General features: G+C 45.7%; 19 protein-coding genes and 1 other annotated feature. All 19 genes read left to right on the top strand.

Annotation, left to right across the window (positions count from 1 at the left end):
- Positions 1–26 precede the first annotated feature (26 nt).
- Positions 27–902: a cell division protein FtsQ/DivIB gene (locus tag FFM70_RS08265; RefSeq protein WP_137616376.1), complete on the top strand. Its 876-nt coding sequence runs from the start codon at positions 27–29 to the stop codon at positions 900–902.
- 125 nt (positions 903–1027) lie between these two features.
- Complete coding sequence (gene ftsA / locus FFM70_RS08260; protein ID WP_137616375.1) at positions 1028–2371, top strand: cell division protein FtsA; 1344 nt, start codon at positions 1028–1030, stop codon at positions 2369–2371.
- Positions 2372–2399: 28 nt separating this feature from the next.
- Positions 2400–3695, top strand: coding sequence for a cell division protein FtsZ (ftsZ, locus tag FFM70_RS08255; RefSeq protein ID WP_137616374.1), 1296 nt, complete (start codon positions 2400–2402; stop codon positions 3693–3695).
- 24 nt (positions 3696–3719) lie between these two features.
- Positions 3720–4151, top strand: coding sequence for a cell division protein SepF (locus FFM70_RS08250; protein WP_137616373.1), 432 nt, complete (start codon positions 3720–3722; stop codon positions 4149–4151).
- A gap of 11 nt (positions 4152–4162) precedes the next feature.
- Entirely contained in the window at positions 4163–4429 is a 267-nt protein-coding gene (locus tag FFM70_RS08245) for a YggT family protein (RefSeq protein WP_137616372.1), read from the top strand.
- 24 nt (positions 4430–4453) lie between these two features.
- The gene (locus FFM70_RS08240; RefSeq protein WP_137616371.1) at positions 4454–5239 is read left to right on the top strand and encodes a YlmH family RNA-binding protein; all 786 of its coding nucleotides are present in this window, start codon (positions 4454–4456) and stop codon (positions 5237–5239) included.
- 19 nt (positions 5240–5258) lie between these two features.
- On the top strand, positions 5259–5960 hold the full coding sequence (locus tag FFM70_RS08235; RefSeq protein ID WP_137616370.1) for a DivIVA domain-containing protein: 702 nt from the start codon (positions 5259–5261) through the stop codon (positions 5958–5960).
- Positions 5961–5992: 32 nt separating this feature from the next.
- Positions 5993–6204 (top strand) — a binding site (T-box leader).
- 687 nt (positions 6205–6891) lie between these two features.
- Positions 6892–9690 (top strand): isoleucine--tRNA ligase, encoded by a 2799-nt coding sequence (gene ileS / locus FFM70_RS08230; RefSeq protein ID WP_137616369.1) that lies wholly within the window; start codon positions 6892–6894, stop codon positions 9688–9690.
- Between the two features lie 174 nt (positions 9691–9864).
- Positions 9865–10863 (top strand): diaminopimelate epimerase, encoded by a 999-nt coding sequence (gene dapF, locus FFM70_RS08225; RefSeq protein ID WP_137616368.1) that lies wholly within the window; start codon positions 9865–9867, stop codon positions 10861–10863.
- A 199-nt stretch (positions 10864–11062) separates the two neighbouring features.
- Entirely contained in the window at positions 11063–11623 is a 561-nt protein-coding gene (locus FFM70_RS08220) for an NUDIX hydrolase (RefSeq protein WP_137616367.1), read from the top strand.
- A complete protein-coding gene (locus FFM70_RS08215) occupies positions 11616–11870 on the top strand; it encodes a hypothetical protein (protein WP_137616366.1) in 255 nt (84 codons plus the stop codon). The genes FFM70_RS08220 and FFM70_RS08215 overlap by 8 nt, the downstream gene beginning before the upstream one ends.
- 20 nt (positions 11871–11890) lie before the next feature.
- A complete protein-coding gene (locus FFM70_RS08210; protein ID WP_137616365.1) occupies positions 11891–12586 on the top strand; it encodes a 5'-methylthioadenosine/adenosylhomocysteine nucleosidase in 696 nt (231 codons plus the stop codon).
- A gap of 32 nt (positions 12587–12618) precedes the next feature.
- A complete protein-coding gene (locus FFM70_RS08205; protein ID WP_137616364.1) occupies positions 12619–13770 on the top strand; it encodes a cysteine desulfurase family protein in 1152 nt (383 codons plus the stop codon).
- Positions 13771–13785: 15 nt separating this feature from the next.
- Positions 13786–14127 carry a DUF1831 domain-containing protein gene (locus FFM70_RS08200; protein ID WP_137616363.1) on the top strand — a complete coding sequence of 114 codons (342 nt, stop codon included), beginning with the start codon at positions 13786–13788 and terminating at the stop codon, positions 14125–14127.
- A 117-nt stretch (positions 14128–14244) separates the two neighbouring features.
- Positions 14245–15369, top strand: a complete 1125-nt coding sequence (gene mnmA, locus FFM70_RS08195; protein ID WP_137616362.1) for a tRNA 2-thiouridine(34) synthase MnmA — start codon at positions 14245–14247, stop codon at positions 15367–15369.
- 150 nt (positions 15370–15519) lie between these two features.
- Entirely contained in the window at positions 15520–16872 is a 1353-nt protein-coding gene (locus tag FFM70_RS08190; protein WP_171002335.1) for a TrkH family potassium uptake protein, read from the top strand.
- Between the two features lie 12 nt (positions 16873–16884).
- Complete coding sequence (locus FFM70_RS08185; protein ID WP_137616361.1) at positions 16885–17547, top strand: potassium channel family protein; 663 nt, start codon at positions 16885–16887, stop codon at positions 17545–17547.
- A gap of 181 nt (positions 17548–17728) precedes the next feature.
- Positions 17729–18394, top strand: a complete 666-nt coding sequence (locus FFM70_RS08180; protein ID WP_137616360.1) for a histidine phosphatase family protein — start codon at positions 17729–17731, stop codon at positions 18392–18394.
- Positions 18395–18408: 14 nt separating this feature from the next.
- Positions 18409–19098 (top strand): tetratricopeptide repeat protein, encoded by a 690-nt coding sequence (locus FFM70_RS08175; protein ID WP_137616359.1) that lies wholly within the window; start codon positions 18409–18411, stop codon positions 19096–19098.
- The last annotated feature ends 9 nt before the right edge of the window (positions 19099–19107 follow it).

Below are 19107 nucleotides of genomic sequence, written 5' to 3'. Positions count from 1 at the left end.
AGTTTTACAGTGAAAGGGTGGTTGTGATGGCCATATTTAAACGCCGGCCAAAAAAGAAAGCCCAGCTTGACCAACTCACCCCCTGGGAAAGATTTCAACGTCAGGCTGATGAAAATCAAAAAGCCGAACGCAAGCGGCACTTTAGCTGGTCCGGTAAACAGATTCGAATTGGTGATAAGCTGCCGAAACTAAAGACGCAACGGCGCAAGTTAATGACGAGACGGGCTGGATTATTAATCGGCCTGTTTTTGTTGGGAATTGCTGGGGCGAGCTACTTCATCTCGCCATTGAGCCACATTGCACAGGTGCGGGTGACGGGGACCGAAAAGTTAACCGCCGCCCAAGTTCGAACTGCGACCCAAGTCAAGGTCGGTCAGTCGGTCTGGGCCGTGATCGGTCAAGATAAAACGACGAGTCGCTTGGCGCGCAAGGCGAATCCGCAAGTCGGTCAAGTTAAGACAACTTTAAGTAATTGGAATCACGTGACTTTGAAAGTTACCGAAATTCGGTTAGCCGGGTACTTAGTGATAGGTGGTCAGTATCGACGAGTCTTAGAAAACGGTCTGATCATGTCAAAATCGCAATCACAGCCTGGTGGTGGCTACCCAATTTATGCCAGTTTTAAGAGTGGGTCACGTTTACAACTGATGATTGCCCAGTATGCCAAATTGCCAGCGGCGGTTAAGCATAATATCTCGGAAATCAAGTTTGATCCGAACAAAGCTAATCCTGAACGGGTTCACTTGTATATGAATGACGGCAATGAAGTTTATGCCACGATTTCGACTTTTGCCAGCAAGATGCAGTACTATTCTGGCATCGTTGCCAAGATGAAAGCACCGGGAATTATCAACTTGGAAGTGGGTGCTTATTCGTATTCGTTTAAAAAGTCATCAAATTGACTGAAAAGCGAGCGAGCCCCTTTTTAAAAGCGCTTAGGATATGGTAAACTAAGGGATAATTGGATATGTTAGCCAAAACTTTGGATATTTATGTATTTATGTAATTACTAGGAGGTTCCTCTATTATGGATAATTCAGGAATTTATGTCGGACTTGATATAGGGACCACCTCAATAAAAGTCATTGTTGCTGAACGTGTGAAGGGACAAATGAACGTTATTGGTGTGGGAAGCGAACGTTCTAATGGTCTGAGTCGTGGCGTAATTGTCGATATTGACAAAGCGGCCACCGCGATTCAATCAGCGGTACGCCAAGCAGAAGAAAAAGCAAGTATCGAAATAAAAAAAGTTATTGCGGGTGTGCCCGCTAACTTGGTAAAAATCGAGCGTTGCCGTGGCATGATCGCGGTCGCCGATGAATCAAAAGAAATTAATAATGAGGACGTCCAAAAAGTCGCAACGGCTGCCTTAGTGCAGAGTATGCCACCAGAACGGGAAGTTCTCGACGTCATTCCCGACGAATTTGTGGTCGACGGTTTTGATGGGATTAAAGATCCGCGTGGCATGGTCGGCGTGCGCTTAGAAATGCACGGCACTTTGTTCACTGGGCCTAAGACCATTATTCATAATACCCGTAAAGCCATTGAAAAGGCGGGGTTGCAAATTGAACAGATCGTGATCGCCCCCTTAGCATTGAGTTCATTAGTACTCAATGATGGTGAACAAGATTTTGGTTCAATCATTGTTGACATGGGCGGTGGTCAAACGACTGCTGCAGTCATCCATGATCATCAATTGAAGTATACTTATGTTGACCAAGAAGGTGGTCAGTATATCACGAAAGACATTTCCGTGGTTTTGAACACCTCGATTGAAAATGCTGAAAAATTGAAGCGCGATTATGGTTATGCGGATGCGCAACAGGCTTCAGATGATGAAGTCTTTCCAGTTGACGTAGTTGGTCAAAGTACCCCAACTCAAATCAGCAGCCAGTATCTTGCGGAAATTATTGAAGCACGTTTGGATCAAGTCTTCGGTAAAGTTAAGCAACATTTGGATGAGATTCAGGCGTTAGAATTACCTGGTGGTATCGTGTTAACTGGTGGCGTTGCGGCGTTACCAGGTATCACTGATTTAGCCAGCGACTTATTTGGGACCAATGTTCGCGTCTTCACTCCGAGCCAAATGGGCTTAAGACATCCGTCATTTGATGAGGCCTTGGCCGTCATCAAATATCAAGCGGCCTTAAGTGAAGTGGCGTTACTCGTCAAGAGTGCGTTAACTGGTGATACTCGGGCAAGTGTTGCCGTCGAATTTGCACCAGAGACCCCGACGAGTCAGCCAATGACTGCGCAGCCGAGTCAACCAATTAAAACAACTAGTAAATCAAAACCTGCCAAGCAGCAGGATCCCGATCGTGAGAGTGGTTTTGAACGGGTCAAAGGTTTCTTCAATCACTTTTTCGATTAAATAGGATAGGAATGACGGAGGAAAAATTATGGAATTTTCTTTAGATGCAACCCAGAATTCAGGGGCGATGATTAAAGTCATCGGTGTCGGTGGCGGTGGTGGTAACGCCGTTAACCGGATGATTGCCGAAGACGTGAAAGGCGTTGAATTTATTGTCGCTAACACGGATGTGCAAGCGTTACAAAGTTCTAATGCCGAAACTAAAATTCAACTCGGACCGAAGTTGACCCGTGGTTTAGGGGCCGGTTCTAATCCGGATGTCGGTGCCAAAGCGGCGCAAGAAAGTGAAGAAGCCATTACCGAAGCCTTAACGGGTGCTGATATGGTCTTCGTTACAGCCGGAATGGGTGGTGGTACCGGGAACGGTGCCGCACCAGAAGTGGCTAAAATTGCGAAAGATTCTGGTGCCTTAACGGTGGGGGTCGTCACTCGACCATTTACCTTTGAAGGACCAAAGCGGGCACGCAATGCCGCTGAAGGCATCGCTCAGATGAAAGACAACGTGGATACGTTGATCATTATTGCCAATAACCGTTTGCTGGAAATCGTTGACAAGAAAACGCCAATGATGGAAGCCTTCCAAGAAGCCGATAATGTGTTACGTCAAGGGGTTCAAGGAATCTCTGACTTGATTACGTCACCTGGTTACGTCAACTTGGACTTTGCGGATGTTAAGACGGTCATGCAAGATCAAGGTTCTGCTTTGATGGGAATCGGGTCAGCTAGCGGTGAAAACCGGACTGCTGATGCGACGAAGCAAGCCATTTCATCACCATTGTTGGAAGTTTCCATCGATGGGGCTGAACAAGTCTTATTAAACATCACGGGTGGTCCTGACATGTCCTTGTATGAAGCACAAGCGGCTTCTGACATCGTTTCACAAGCAGCGACAACGGATGTTAACATCATCTTTGGGACATCGATCGACGAAAGCTTGGGCGATGAAGTTCGAGTGACTGTGATTGCCACTGGGATCGACCAGAAACAAAAAGAAATCAACACGGGTAGTGTCCACACGCGTAGCGAAAAGGCACAACAACGCGGTGGCATGTTTGATACACCAGCGGACAGTCAACCAAAGACTGACAACACCGTAAATGTGAACAACCAAACGACCCAAAATAACGATCCATTTGGTAACTGGGATATTCGCCGCGAACCTAACAGTTCTCGGCCAGCCAGCCAAAACAATGCTGAGTTTAAGAATGTTGAAAAGACGGACTTTGATGTCTTTAATGACAATACTCAGACTGACAAAAATGATGATAGCGATAATGGTGATTCATTAGATACGCCGCCATTCTTCAAACGGCGTCGTAAATAAGTTCGTTGAAGGGAAGCGATGACTATGGCCGGACGTTTTAGTTTTAGTAACTTTTTTGGTGTTGGTGATGAGGCAGACTATGATGAAACTGCTAACGTACCTCAACCGAACCGGACCACGCCGACAACGACTACTGGGACCAACGCAACGTCACCAAAAATCGTGCCAATGCAGGGCGGTAAATCAGTGAACAGCAAAATTGCGTTGTTTGAACCCCGCATTTATTCAGACGTGAAAGAAATTGCCGCTCAATTGTTGAAAAATCAAGCGGTGATTATTAACTTCGATCACGTTGATGATGCGATGGCCCGTCGAATTGTCGATTTCCTGACTGGAACGGTTTATGCCATTAATGGCGAGATCGAACGCATTGGTGATGAGATTTTTCTCTGTATTCCTGAAAACTACGAAGTTTCTGGGAGTACCACCGCGCAAGTAAATCCCAACAGTCTATAAGTTAAGGAGTGATGGCACTGATACTTACAATTATTGATGGCTTGTTTCAACTGTATACCCTAGCGATTATTGTCTTTATTCTAATGTCCTGGTTCCCAGGCGCTTATAATACTGGCCTTGGTCGTTTCTTGGGGCAGATTTGTGACCCATTTCTAAGTGTTTTTCGGCGGTTCATTCCGTCGATTGCTGGGCTAGACTTTTCGCCAATCGTCGCGCTGTTAGTGCTACAATTCGCTGAACGCGGTCTAGTCTACTTATTATCACTAATTAGTTTTTAATTTTAAACAAACGAGGATAGTATCGTGAATGATAATTTAAAACAACATTTTCGCGATAGTGAAGCCCCATTTATTGAACAGGTCACTGGTTGGTTGCGCGAAGCAGCAGATCAGTATCGACCGATTTTAACCGCGTTTTTAAATCCGCGGCAAGTCTACATTGCACAAACTTTAGTGAACCAACTTGATGAAGTCCATATGCGGGCCTCAGGTGGGTATCCGGGGGCGGAATTACAACGGATCTTATTTTATCCGGACTATTACGACCCTCAACCAGCTGATTTCCAAATTACGTTATTCAACATTGTTTATCCTGTAAAGTTTGCGACCCTCAAGCATGGACAAATCCTTGGGACGTTGGCAAATTCGGGTGTCGAACGTGATGTCTTTGGTGATATTGTGTCGGATGGTGAGGATTGGCAGTTTTACTGTGAAAGTGAAATGGCCACTTACTTCAGTGATCAGATAGATCATTTTGGGAAGACCAAGATTCATTTGACCGATGTACCACTGGCAAATGCCATTGATCCAGAGAACGATTGGGAAGCCATGACGACCACTGTCAGCTCACTACGAGCAGATAGTGTGATCAAGGCAGCTTTCAACCTGTCACGGCATCATGCGAAAGAATTGGTCGAAGCGGCCCATGTGCGTTTAAACTGGGCAGATTTACCCAAGGCCGATTACGAGATTGCTTTGTTGGATATGTTGAGTGTGACGCATTATGGTCGAGTCCGGTTGACTGAAATCGGCGGTGAGACTAAAAAGTCGCGGCTACGAATTACTTTAAATATTATTCATAGTAAATAGGTATTGGAGGAAATTTAGTATGGTGTTAAGTCCTGATGACATTCATAACAAAGAGTTTTCCACGAAACTCCGTGGTTACAATATTGACGAGGTAAATGATTTTCTTGAACAAATTATCAAGGATTATCAAATTACCTTGAAGCAAAATAAGGACCTCCAGGAACGTTTAGACGCTAGTGAAGGCAAGCTCAAATACTTCAACGAACTGAAGGATTCTTTGAACCAATCGATCTTAGTTGCTCAAGAAGCCGCTGATAAAGTGAAGACGAATTCAAAGAAAGAAGCAGACATCATTACCCGTGAAGCTCAAAAGCAAGCTTCTGACATTGTCAGTGAAGCCACGGATAAGTCGAACCAAATGATCGATGAAGCTTCACAAAAGGCTAAACGGTTATCCGTTGAAACGGATGATTTGAAGAAACAAACGCGGGTCTTCCGCCAACGCCTCCAAGTGATGTTAGAATCACAATTGGAAGTTGTTAAGAGCAAAGACTGGGACCAACTATTAAGTGAAACTGATACGTCAACTTACTCCGAAATTCAACATGTTTTGAAGGATGATAACCTTGACAACGGGGCTAATGCGAGCGTAAACTCAGAAGCAACCGTTGAAATTACCGACGCAGCCACTGGTGAAACCCCAGTTGCCGACGGCGGTGACCAAGCACAACAGCAAACGGTCGTTATTTTCCCTGATGATGATGTTGACTCTGCGAAGTAAGTCGACTAAAATCAACAGTACAGTTAAATTTTATTAACATTTTGAGGAGAACAGCAAACAACTTAGTGATACGCACAGAGAGCCGGATAAAGTGTGAACCGGTCGTCCCTCACGAAGTTGCAGATCATCTCCGAATGTCGGCCTGAAATCAGTAAGGTCGGCCGGTTCATGACCGTTAACCATGCTATGAGAGAATCTAAACAATTCTAAAATTGGGTGGTACCACGATAACTTCGTCCCTTGCCGGACGGAGTTTTTTTGTATCCAAAATTGTGGAATTGATTTGGTAATTTAAGGCTATTTTGTTTGATTGGTGTTAGATCCAAGATCGTGTCTGATTGCCGCCGACCGGTTGCTCCGGCTGAGGCTGGAACGTGGTGGGCACAACTTTGAGCCGAAAACCACGTCTCAAAGCTTGGCCTTTCACTAGGCGAGGCAACAACCCTCGCCAAGTGAAATTTCACCACTGAGCCTCAGCCGGACCAACCTTACGGCTAAGTGACATCACTTTACTAGAACCTGTTGGGGGACTAATCAACTGAGATTGTGTCAATTAAATAAGCGTCTGGATTATTTCAGCATTAAGACCGATAATTTTAAAATGATATTGGCTGAGAATGCCTGGCAATAATCTAAGACGCAGTTCGAATTTTTAATTGGTCAATCTCAGTTGATTAATCACTTGACGCTCGCTGGTAGAATGGTGATAAATTTATCCGAGAGGTTGGGGTGCGCAAGGCTCAGCCGCCAAATTACCCTTACTGACGTGGGTTACGGCAGTTAGGGTAAGGCCACTTTTCGAGATCGCTTTTTGGCTCGAAAATGGCCGGCAACGTTCCAGCCTTGCGCGCCCCAACCGGCAGGCGGCAATCGATCACCGCATCAAAGTCAATCAACCTAGATAGTCTAAAAAATATTAAGGAGTGGTCAAATGCGCGTTAAAGAAACGCTTAACCTCGGTAAAACCAAGTTTAAAATGCGTGGTAACTTACCAGTTAAAGAACTCGAACGTGAAAACGTTTGGGCGGAAAACAAAGTTTATGAACAACGACAAAAGCTAAATGAAGGGAAACCAACTTTCATTTTGCATGATGGCCCCCCATACGCCAACGGTGATATTCATATGGGTCACGCGTTGAACAAGATTACAAAAGATTTTATCGTTCGTTATAAATCAATGAACGGCTTCCGCGCCCCTTATGTGCCTGGTTGGGATACTCATGGGCTACCAATCGAACAAAAGTTACAACAAGCGGGCTATGACCGTAAAAAGATGAGCACCAATGCGTTCCGTGAACTTTGTCGCGAATATGCCTTGAAGCAGGTTGATCGCCAACGTGATGAATTCAAACGGCTCGGAGTTGCTGGTGAATGGGATAACCCATACTTGACCTTAAAGCCAGAATTCGAAGCTGCTCAAATTCGGGTATTTGGCGCATTTGCCAAACGTCACTTGATCTATCGTGGTAAGAAGCCGGTTTATTGGTCATGGTCTTCCGAATCTGCTTTGGCTGAAGCCGAAGTTGAATATCATGATGTGACGTCACCATCCGCATTTTATGGCGAAAAAGTCATTGATGGTAAGGGTGTCTTGGACGATGACACGTATATGGTCGTCTGGACCACGACGCCTTGGACGATTCCAGCTTCTGAAGGGATCACGATCGATGCTAGTTTCGACTACGCCGTCGTTCAACACAGTGGTGATGATCACAAGTATGTGATCGCAGCCGAATTAGTTGATGAAAATGCTAAGCGTTTCGGTTGGGAAGATGTCAAAGTCGTTAAAACGGTCAAAGGGGCCGATTTAGACCGGGTCATTTGTGAACACCCATTTGATGCCAGTCGGAAATTAGTCACGATGTTAGGCGACTTTGTCACACTCGACGCTGGGACTGGGCTCGTGCATACGGCGCCTGGTTATGGGGAAGATGACTACCGTATCGGGATGAAGTATGACTTACCTGTGTTTGCGCCAGTGAACAACCAAGGGGTCTTGACTGAAGAAGCCGGTCCCGATTTTGCCGGTGTCTTCTATGACGATGCCAACCAAATCGCCTTGGACAAATTAAAGGCAGCTGGCTTGTTATTGGATTACATGCCATACGAACATAGCTATCCATTTGACTGGCGGACTAAGAAACCAATCATCTTCCGGGCAACACCACAATGGTTTGCCTCCGTTGGCGACATGCGGGATGAAATTTTACACGCCATTGATGACGTGCAATTCTTCCCTGATTGGGGTCAAAAACGACTTTACAACATGATTCGTGACCGCGGTGACTGGGTCATTTCACGGCAACGGGTCTGGGGTGTACCGCTACCAATCTTCTACGCCGAAGATGGCACGGCCATCATGGAACCAGAAACGATCGATCATGTCGCGGACTTGATTGGTCAATACGGATCAAATGTTTGGTTTGAACGCGAGGCCAAAGACTTGTTACCAGATGGTTATACAAATGAACACTCACCACATGGCCAATTCACTAAAGAAGAAGACATCATGGATGTGTGGTTCGATTCTGGTTCGTCACATCAAGGCGTCTTGGCTGAACGTGATTACTTGGACTACCCAGCTGACTTATACTTGGAGGGGTCTGACCAATATCGTGGCTGGTTCAACTCAAGTTTGATTACCAGTGTGGCGGTTTCTGGTCATGCCCCATACAAGCAAGTCTTGTCTCAAGGCTTTACCTTGGATAATCAAGGTCGTAAGATGAGTAAATCATTGGGTAACACGATTGCACCAGCTGAAGTCATCAAGCAAATGGGGGCTGAAATCGTCCGCTTGTGGGTCTCTTCAGTGGATACGAGTTCTGATGTGCGTGTTTCAATGGAAAGCTTTAAGCAAGTCGCTGATGGTTACAAGAAGTTCCGGAATACGATGCGTTTCTTGTTAGCCAATACGACGGATTACGATCCAAAAGAAAACCGGGTCGCCTTTGACGACTTGGCCACGGTAGACCAGTACATGGCGGTTCGTTTGAACGATTTTGTCGCCGAAGTCAAAGACCATTATGACCACTATGACTTCTTGGATATTTACAAGAAATTGTTGAACTTCTTGACGGTCGATTTATCGAACTTCTACTTGGATATCGCCAAAGATATCATGTATATCGATGCTGAAGACAGTCATTCACGGCGGTCAATGCAAACGGTCTTCTATGATGTCTTGGTTGCGATGACGAAGCTCTTTACGCCAATGTTGCCACATACGACGGAAGAAATTTGGCCATTCCTGAAGGAACCAGAAGAATTCGTCCAATTGGCTGAAATGCCAACCGTTCAAAATTATGCGAACGCTGACGAGCTCAACGCCAACTGGCACAAGTTTATGGACTTGCGGAGTGATGTTTTGAAGGCGTTAGAAGAAGCCCGGGATGCTAAATTGATTGGGAAATCATTGGAAGCTCACTTGGACTTGTACGTCGATGCGGAAACTAAGTCATTGCTTGACAGTCTGAACACCAACGTTCGTGAAATGTTGATGGTTTCAGCACTTGATTTACATGATTTAGCTGAGGCACCAGCCGATGCGGAAACTTTTGGTGACCATGAAGCGATTAAAGTTAGCCATGCTGACGGTGAAGTTTGTTCCCGTTGTCGGATGACTAAGACGGATGTCGGCAGTGATACTGCTTATCCAATGCTTTGTGCCCGTTGTGCAGATATTGTGCGGACGAACTATCCAGAATCAGTCGCAACTGGTTTGGAAGCTTAAGTTAACGTTAGAAATTTAGACGAGGTGATTGGCAGGAAACTGCTGGTCAACTCGTTTTTTTTGTTTGAAGGCGCCAACATAAATTTTTTGGTTCTTTGGAATTGAAATATCTTGTAAAAGTCAGTATGATGGTGAAGTAACTAAAACCGAGTTGATTAAATAGATAGGATGCTGATGGCAGTGAAAATGATCAAGGTGCATGGTTCCGGTAATGATTTTTACTTATTGGACCAAACGCAATTTCCAGAGCCGCTCACAGATAAGGGCTTAAAGCAGTTGGCAATTAATATTTGTAAGCGTGATGGTGCCGGCTTATACGAAGGCGCTGATGGGGTGCTGGTTGTCGATAAATCGGAACATGCGCATGTCTTGGGCCGGATGCGGGTCATTAACGCAGATGGTACAGAAGCTAGCATGTGTGGGAATGGGTTACGGACCGTTGCCCGCTATCTTGGTACGCAAAATGATGCCGATAATTTCCGGGTCGAAACGATGTATGCTGATTTGAAGGTTCAAGCAGTTGCTGACTTTGCTAAGCAAGTCCCAGCTTACAGCGTTGAAATCTCACCAGTGTCATTTGATGCGAAAACGCTTGGGATGCATGCTAACCATGAGGCCCAAACGATTATCAATGAAACGATTCCTGAACTTAAAAGTGAGTTGAAGTTTTCTGCAGTTGCCGTCCCTAATCCACATTTGATTGCTTTTGTTGACCATGCCACCCTCGTTGGGGATGAATTGGGTCGCATTGGCGAATGGCTGAATGATGGCAAAAATACGATTTTCCCAGATGGCGTCAACGTGAGCTTTGTTGAAGTCTTAGGCCAAAATTCAATTTTTGTCCGGACTTTTGAACGCGGGGTTGGGTTTACCAATGCCTGTGGAACGGCCATGTCGGCTTCTTCATTGATGTACGTTTTGTTACATCAAGAGAGCACTGATTTTAATCAAGAAATTCAGGTCACTAATCCTGGTGGGATGGTCAAAACGGTCGTCCATCAAGGTGCAGATGAAGAATATTGGATGGAATTAATTGGGAATGCCACGTTTGTTAAAATCGTGAGCCTCCCATTAACCGATGCGTTGGCTGCTGACTTTACACAAGCTTCAGCCACCATTACTGGTGAACAAGCGGCGTATGAAGACTTTGTCACGTCGTTAACGACGGCTTAATTGAGATAGACGCTGGGTGAGTCGTGATGACTGCTCAGCGTTTTTTTTGTGACATCGACGCGATGCGGTGGCTTAAGCCTAGCAGTAGTCGAAGGCACGCCGGGCGCTAAAGAATCTCTAAAATTAGCTGGGTGAAAATTGCATTCAGGCTTAAAAATCGGTATCCTTAGTGAGAAAGCAAGTCACAGGGGGTCTTACGATGGACTTTAAAGAACAGGTGCAGACGCGCAAGCTAGTATTCAATGGTGGGCTCGTCAAAGTTGAACGTCAACAAGTCACGTTGCCGGATCAGACGCCAGCAACGCGTGATGTTGTGCGTCATCAACCAGCAATTGCGGTATTGATGGTGACTGCTGCCAATGAATTGATCTTAGTTAAACAGTGGCGGGCTGCAACCGACGGGGTCACGTTAGAGATTCCTGCTGGTAAAGTTGAACCTGGTGAAACGGCGGCTGCGGCTGCGGTTCGTGAATTGAATGAAGAAACGCGGTTAGTGGCGGCCCAGCTGGACCAAGTGGCTGGTTTTTATACGTCACCTGGCTTTACCGACGAATACATGACGCTCTATGTTGCAACGGGGCTCTCACCGGTTGAACAGGCGTTGCCACAAGACGCCGACGAACGGCTACACTTAGAAAAGATGAGTTTGGCAACGGCCCTCGCAGCAATCACTGCCGGCCAGATTGCGGATGCTAAAACGATCATGGCAATCTGGTACTGGCAAAATCATCCGACGTTAGGAGGCACTGCCCATGGCTGATGAAGAAGATCACATGACGCGTCAACGTTATCGTGAACAACAGGCACAACCGGATCCCGCGGATGAGCCGACAGCTGATCCGGACGAAGGTAGTTCGGAGTCGTCACGGCGGGCGTATGCCGCTGAAAATAACCGGGCGCTAGTTGAAGCTAAATCAAAGCGATTAGGTCGCAAACTTAACTGGGTAATTTTAGGGCTGGTTTTAGCAATTATCATTGTTTTTTTAATATTATTTTTAACCCCATAAGAAAGTAGGATTTAAAACTGATGAAATTTGGAATTATTTGTGCAATGGCAGAAGAGCTTAAGACTTTGCGAGAAGCGCTGCAAAATGAAAAAGTGGTGCCGATTAAGGATATTACTTTCTATGATGGCACGATCGACAATCAAGAAGTCGTCCTTGTTCAATCTGGTATTGGTAAAGTTCAAGCTGGGATGACGACCGCGTTAATGATCACTAACTTTGACGTGGATGTGGTCATCAACTCTGGTTCTGCAGGCGGTATCGGTCAAGGCCTAGCTGTCGGTGACGTGGTCGTTGCCACCGCCACTGCCTACCACGATGTCGATGCGACGGCCTTTGACTACGCTTACGGTCAGTTGCCACAACAACCGCTCTACTATGAAACGGATGCCAACTGGGTCAAACAGATCGTGAGTGCGGCAGCTGCTACTGGGTTACATGCCAAGACGGGGCTAATTGTGTCTGGGGATCAATTTATCGCTGGTAAAGCCGCCACTGACAAAATCCTAGCGCATTTTCCCGAGGCGCTTTCGAGTGAAATGGAAGGCGCAGCCATTGGTCAAGCTTGTCACCAATTTAACACGCCATATGTCGTGATTCGGGCCATGTCCGATGTTGGTGATGAAGCGGCTGGCGTCAGCTTTGATGAATTTATCTTAGCAGCCGGCAAACAATCGGCCGCAATGTTGTTAGCACTATTTAAAGCCCAAAATAAGTAATTAAGTCAGATCTTTTAAAAGGAAGTAGTTTAATGAAGCGAGTGTACCTTGATAACGCTGCGACGACGCCGATGGCTGAGTCGGTAGTGTCAGAGATGATGGACAAGATGACCAATACGTTCGGGAACGCGTCGAGCACCCATGCCTTTGGTCGGGCGGCCCGCGAAGTTTTAGATGATAGTCGGCATATTATTGCCCAAAGTATCAACGCGCCGGATGATGATATTATTTTCACGAGTGGTGGGACGGAAGGCGACAACACCGCCATTATGCAAACGGCGATGGCGCGTCAAAGCTTAGGTAAGCATATTATTACCACGGCGGTTGAACATCAAGCGATTTTAAAACCATTAGCTAGCTTGGAAAAGCAAGGCTTCGAGGTCACCTATCTCCCAGTCGATGAAAATGGTGATATCAGTTTGGCTGATTTTAAAGCGGCCTTACGACCAGATACGATCCTAGTTTCAATTATGATGGGAAATAATGAAGTGGGCTCACATATGCCAATTCATGAAATCGGCGAGTTACTCAAGGATCATCAGGCTTGGTTCCATACGGATGCCGTCCAAGCTTATGGGCTATTGGATATTGATGTTGAACGCGATCACATCGATATGCTTTCAACTTCAGCTCACAAGATCAATGGGCCTAAATTTATTGGCTTCCTTTACAAGCGTAATGGGGTCAATTTTCCAAGCTTGATCAAGGGTGGCGAACAAGAAGATAAGCGCCGGGCAGGGACCGAAAACGTGCCGGCTATCGCTGGCTTTGCCACAGCCGTTAAAGAATTGACGACCGCTGAAAAAGCCCATCGTCAGGCCAAGTATCACGATTTTAAAAAATACGTTGTCGATCAACTGACCGCCAATGATGTTGACTTTGAAGTGAATGGTCAATTAGGTGAAGACAATTTACAACATGTCTTGAATTTATGGATCAAAGGGATTTCGACTTATACCTTGCAGACCAATTTGGACTTGGGTGGGGTCGCGGTTTCCGGAGGTTCTGCTTGTACTGCGGGTAGTTTGGAACCGTCACATGTCTTAATTGCCATGTTTGGGGAAGACTCACCACGGGTGGCTGAATCGATTCGGTTAAGTTTTGGCCGGTATACGACCAAAGCTGACTTAGATCAATTTGTCACCGTTTTAACGAAGACCGTTAACCGACTATTAAAAAAATAAGAGGAGGACTTTGACATGGCTTATGCAACAAGTGTGAAACTTGAAGGCGACTCAAAGACTTATCAAATTAGTACGGGGATTAAGAAGTATACGTTGATGGATTTAGGCTTTACGAAGGGCAAGTCTGGCGCATTCATGTGTTCTTGGTCGTTAGACCCGAATACGCCGTATAACGCTGCGTTTCGATTAAAGATGAGCGTCAACGCTGACTTAGACGGGTTTAAGTTGTCGACCGTTACGGGTAACGGGTTACAACGCGCCAACATTTTCAAAAATGACGCGCATCCGGAAGCAGTTGAACAATTACGGTTCATTTTAAAGAACTTTATTGACCGGGATGTCCTGGTTGAAGCATAATGATGAAACGCCTGGCTTGCAGCCGGCGTTTTCTTTGTTATAATGGGTATTACTGGACTTGTACGACCTTCAAATCGTGGATTCTCCAGAATCTTTTGGAAATGATGGTGAAAAAGTATGACAGATCACAGTAACACGCGTGTCGTTGTCGGCATGAGTGGTGGTGTTGATTCATCCGTTGTCGCTTTATTGCTGAAGCAGCAAGGCTATGACGTGGTGGGCGTCTTTATGAAGAACTGGGACGATACCGATGAAAATGGTGTCTGTACCGCAACTGAAGATTATAAGGACGTTGCCAAAGTGGCTGACAAAGTTGGGATTCCTTACTACTCGATCAACTTTGAGAAGGAATATTGGGATCGGGTCTTTACGTATTTCTTAGATGAATACAAAAAAGGCCGGACGCCTAATCCTGACGTCATCTGTAACAAAGAAATTAAGTTTAAGGCGTTCTTAGATTACGCGATGGACTTGGGTGCTGATTATATCGCCACTGGTCACTATGCACGGCTCTCACATGATGAGGACGGCACGATGCACTTATTGCGCGGTGTGGACAGCAACAAGGACCAGACTTATTTCTTAAGCCAATTGGATTCTAAGACACTTTCAAAGGTTATGTTTCCATTAGGTGACATGATCAAGCCAGATGTGCGGAAGTTAGCTTTAAACGCCGGCTTAGCGACGGCTAAGAAGAAGGATTCCGTTGGGATTTGTTTCATCGGCGAAAAGAACTTCAAGGAATTCCTCGGTCATTATTTACCAGCAACGCCTGGTAAGATGATGACGGTGGATGGTGACATTAAGGGCGAGCATGCCGGCTTAATGTACTATACCATTGGTCAGCGTCGTGGCTTAGGCATTGGTGGCGATGGTGAGGATAACGAGCCATGGTTCGTCATTGGCAAAGATCTCAAGCAGAATATTTTGTATGTCGGTAAGGGTTATCACAATCCACACCTCTATGCGACATATTTGGAGGCCTCAGACTTGCACTTTGTCACGAGTGAAGACTTGGGCAATGATTTCCATGTGACGGCGAAGTTCCGTTATCGTCAAAAAGATTCCGGCGTGACGGTACACTTCAACGAAGACCATACGTCGGTTCGTGTGACCTTTGATGATCCAGTCCGGGCCATTACGCCTGGACAAGCCGTTGTCTTCTATCGCGGCGAGGAGTGTCTCGGTTCCGGGATGATCGATGCGGCTTACAATGACGAGCGCATCTTGCAATACGTTTAAATTTAAATGAGTTTCAAGCCACTGGCAATTCACTGTTGAATGCTGGTGGCTTTTTTGTTGTTGAAAGCGGTGAAAACAGCAAACAGGGCTTGCATTTCAATGGGGGGTTGCTTAAGCTAAGAAGAAAGACTGGATTTGGATTGGATAGTTATGCAGAAATTAAAAGAATTTAAATTTTTTGATACTTTATCTAAAAAGATGGTTGCCGGTTTCGTGATTTTGATCGTGATTGGGACCGTCCTGTTAAGTTTACCGATGGCCACCACTCCGGGTAGTCACAGCTCGTTTATAAATATCTTGTTTACAGCGGCTTCAGCGACTTGCATTACTGGACTGACGGTCGTGAATACGGCGACACATTGGACGACATTTGGGCAAGTAGTCATTCTGGCATTGTCGGAAGTCGGTGCTTTGGGGTACATGACTTTTGCGGTACTCTTATTTAATATCATGCGCCGTAATATTGGGCTGTCGACGCAACTGATGGTCAAAGAATCCCTGAATTTAGAAAACTTGAGTGATACGAAGAGTGTCATGCGCTATGTGATCGGCTTGTCCTTGTTATTTCAATTAGGTGGTCTGGGATTGTTGGCACTTGATTTTGTGCCACGATTTGGCTGGCATCGCGGCTTGTACGTGTCGCTCTATCACGCAGTCATGTCATTTTGTAACGCTGGTTTTGATGTCTTTGGCAATAGTTTGATGGACTTTCGGAGTGATTCCTACGTGCTAATCGTGACGATGATCTTGATTGTTGCCGGTGGGTTGGGTTTCTTAGTTTGGCGCGACTTGTTACTCTATCATGAGCGGAAACGTTTATCGTTGAACTCGAAGTTAACGTTATTGACCACGATGAGTCTGTTTGTGATCGGGTTCATTCTGTTATTAATTACGGAACGTGATTTGAAATTATTGCCGGCAGGGACGTCTTGGTTTAATCGGACCGTGAATACGTTATTCTTAAGCGTCACGCCCCGCACGGCTGGGTTGATCACGATGCCGACCGGCAAACTCCAAGCTGGGAGTTTATTTATTCTGATGGTCCTGATGTTTGTTGGTGGGACGCCTGGCTCAACGGCCGGTGGGATCAAAACAACGACCTTTGGCGTCCTGATGTTTCAAAGTATCGCCCAAATACGTGGTAAGCAAGATGTTGAATTTAGCCATCGGCGTTTCAGTCAAGCTAACATTAGTCGGGCATTACTACTCGTGTTTTTGGCCAGTATCGTGATTTCCGTGGCAACCTTGATCTTGACGCAAACGGAGAAGATTCCCCAAGGATTCGGACTGGAGTATGTCGTCTTCGAAGTCCTATCTGCGTTTGGGACCGTTGGACTGAGTTTGGGATTGACACCGCATTTGACGGTCGTTGGAAAAATCGTGATCATGTTGCTCATGTTTATTGGGCGAGTTGGCATCTTCACATCGTTATACGCACTTTCTAAACGCCAAGCGAAGGTCAATTTGATTCGCTATCCGGCTGAAAATATTTTGATTGGTTAAGGGGTCGTAAAGATGAAAAAAAGTTTTGCAGTATTTGGTTTAGGACGCTTTGGTCAAAGCGTGGTGCGCACTTTAGTGGATGCGCATCAGGATGTTTTGGCGGTCGACATCCATGAGGAACCGGTCAATGAACTGATGGAAGTCGCCACCCAAACGCTAATTGCCGATACCCGTGACGAAGCAGTTCTCCGTGAACTGAATATTGATACCTTTGATTATGTCATCGTTGGAATCGGGAATAATATGGAAGCCAGTATTTTGACCACCATGTTGAGTAAAGAGCAAGGGGCTAAAAAAGTGATTGCCAAAGCCGAGACGAGCGATCAAGGTCGGGTCCTAGAACGGGTTGGGGCGGACCAAGTCGTCTTCCCAGAACGTGACATGGGGCACAGCATTGTCCGTAAATTGTTATCAAATCACATTTTGAATTTTATTGATCTCAGTGATGAGTATACACTCGCAGCAATTGAGATTACGGATCCAACTTTTGTGGATCAAAATTTGATTGCGTTGAATCTGCGCGAGAGGTTTGGCTTGACGGTCATCGCCATCAAGCATCATGGTCAAATCAATGTGTCACCGGAGCCCACGGATATGATGGCACTACATGATGTCTTGACCGTTGTTGGACCGATCAAAGGGGTCGAGGGCTTAGATGAAGCCTTGAAAAAGTAAACAAGTTGGCCTGGGAAGGTTCCAGGTCTTTTTTGTACCCAGTTTACGGATTGATTTCAATAAAGTTTACATAATTTTAATTTATCACAGTAGTTAGCGATTTTTGAAAATTAAGCCAATAACTGGCATAATAGAAGTTAAACTGTAAGGTCGTGAACGGCCAAGATGAGGAAGTAATCTTTTGACAAAATTGCTATTTATTCGGCATGGTAAAACGGCTTGGAACCTCGAGGGGCGCTACCAAGGCTCACAAGGAGATTCACCATTATTACCGGCTAGTTATGAAGAAATTCATCAACTGGCAGCAGCATTACAACCGATCCATTTCAGTCACATTTATGCGAGTCCCTTAAAACGCGCACGTGATACGGCGATGACGCTAAAAAATGACTTGGAACAGCCGGACTTGAGTTTGACGATTCTGAGTCGGTTACGCGAGTTCAACTTGGGTAAGATGGAGGGGATGGCGTTTACGGATGTGCAAGCCCAATACCCCCAAGAATTTGACAGCTTTCGGAATCATCCTGATCAATACGATCCAACGGCGATTCATGGCGAAAGCTTTCAACAGTTGATCAAACGGATGCTTCCAGCCATTCAACAAATCGTGGCTGCTAACCCACGTCGGGAAGACAATGTCCTGATCGTCAGTCACGGGGCGGCTTTAAATGCCTTGGTCAACACGATGCTTGGGGCGACACTGGCGACCTTGCGTGATCGTGGTGGCTTATCGAATACAAGTACGACGATTTTAGAAACGCGTGATCGCGGGAAAAGTTATAAATTATTACTTTGGAATGATACGTCCTATTTGTCACGGCAACCAGATCCAACTGATACGATTTAGAAAGAGGCGCGTTTATGACAGAGACAACTGGCCGACCAAGTAAAGCCGAGCAACAGGCTTTGGTCCATCAACTGGTGCAAAAAATCGATACCCAACCTGGTGACTATCAAGCTTATTATGAATTAACTGTCTTGTTGACCGCTGGGCAAGATTATGAACAAGCCGAAGCTTTGGCGATGAAAGCACTAGGACGATTTGAAGCCAATCAAAAAGCTAAAAATTTGCTGACTTATGCGCTAGGTAATGTTTACTATCAAGCCGAAGCCTATGATAAAGCGTTGGCGGCGTATCAAGAAATCACTGATCCAAAGTTGACGGCTGACGCCTATTTAATGATGGGTCAGGCACTGATGGCTAAAAAAGATTATCAGCATGCACTTGTCTGGGCGTTGACCGCCCAAGAGGCGCAACCACAGGCAGTCGACACCAATTTGCTAGTTGCAAATATTCTACTTGCATTGGGCAATAATCAGCAAGCATACGATTACTATCAAAAAGTGATTAAGTTGGATCCAACACAAGGTGCTGCGTATTTCAACGCCGGGTTGACGGCCATGGTCCTTGGTAAACCGTATGCTGACTTGTTTGCACAGGCCAAATCAGTTGATGCAACTTACTTTAAAACGCACCAACAACAATTAAGTGATATCGAAAAAATGCTGGCAGCTCAGTCAGAGTCGTCCAGCAAGTCAACTAAACCATAGTTAGGAGGG

It is taken from the genome of Lactiplantibacillus nangangensis, from assembly GCF_005405065.1.
In the GTDB taxonomy this organism is placed as follows: domain Bacteria; phylum Bacillota; class Bacilli; order Lactobacillales; family Lactobacillaceae; genus Lactiplantibacillus; species Lactiplantibacillus nangangensis.
This window is presented reverse-complemented; position numbering and strand designations above follow the sequence as displayed.

What these genes read in the sequence shown, in the direction of transcription:
- FFM70_RS08265 (WP_137616376.1), top strand. Translation starts at nt 27, where the DNA reads ATGGCCATATTTAAACGCCGGCCAAAAAAGAAAGCCCAGCTTGACCAA.
- ftsA (WP_137616375.1), top strand. Translation starts at nt 1,028, where the DNA reads ATGGATAATTCAGGAATTTATGTCGGACTTGATATAGGGACCACCTCA.
- ftsZ (WP_137616374.1), top strand. Translation starts at nt 2,400, where the DNA reads ATGGAATTTTCTTTAGATGCAACCCAGAATTCAGGGGCGATGATTAAA.
- FFM70_RS08250 (WP_137616373.1), top strand. Translation starts at nt 3,720, where the DNA reads ATGGCCGGACGTTTTAGTTTTAGTAACTTTTTTGGTGTTGGTGATGAG.
- FFM70_RS08245 (WP_137616372.1), top strand. Translation starts at nt 4,163, where the DNA reads ATGGCACTGATACTTACAATTATTGATGGCTTGTTTCAACTGTATACC.
- FFM70_RS08235 (WP_137616370.1), top strand. Translation starts at nt 5,259, where the DNA reads ATGGTGTTAAGTCCTGATGACATTCATAACAAAGAGTTTTCCACGAAA.
- ileS (WP_137616369.1), top strand. Translation starts at nt 6,892, where the DNA reads ATGCGCGTTAAAGAAACGCTTAACCTCGGTAAAACCAAGTTTAAAATG.
- dapF (WP_137616368.1), top strand. Translation starts at nt 9,865, where the DNA reads ATGGCAGTGAAAATGATCAAGGTGCATGGTTCCGGTAATGATTTTTAC.
- FFM70_RS08220 (WP_137616367.1), top strand. Translation starts at nt 11,063, where the DNA reads ATGGACTTTAAAGAACAGGTGCAGACGCGCAAGCTAGTATTCAATGGT.
- FFM70_RS08215 (WP_137616366.1), top strand. Translation starts at nt 11,616, where the DNA reads ATGGCTGATGAAGAAGATCACATGACGCGTCAACGTTATCGTGAACAA.
- FFM70_RS08210 (WP_137616365.1), top strand. Translation starts at nt 11,891, where the DNA reads ATGAAATTTGGAATTATTTGTGCAATGGCAGAAGAGCTTAAGACTTTG.
- FFM70_RS08205 (WP_137616364.1), top strand. Translation starts at nt 12,619, where the DNA reads ATGAAGCGAGTGTACCTTGATAACGCTGCGACGACGCCGATGGCTGAG.
- FFM70_RS08200 (WP_137616363.1), top strand. Translation starts at nt 13,786, where the DNA reads ATGGCTTATGCAACAAGTGTGAAACTTGAAGGCGACTCAAAGACTTAT.
- mnmA (WP_137616362.1), top strand. Translation starts at nt 14,245, where the DNA reads ATGACAGATCACAGTAACACGCGTGTCGTTGTCGGCATGAGTGGTGGT.
- FFM70_RS08190 (WP_171002335.1), top strand. Translation starts at nt 15,520, where the DNA reads ATGCAGAAATTAAAAGAATTTAAATTTTTTGATACTTTATCTAAAAAG.
- FFM70_RS08185 (WP_137616361.1), top strand. Translation starts at nt 16,885, where the DNA reads ATGAAAAAAAGTTTTGCAGTATTTGGTTTAGGACGCTTTGGTCAAAGC.
- FFM70_RS08175 (WP_137616359.1), top strand. Translation starts at nt 18,409, where the DNA reads ATGACAGAGACAACTGGCCGACCAAGTAAAGCCGAGCAACAGGCTTTG.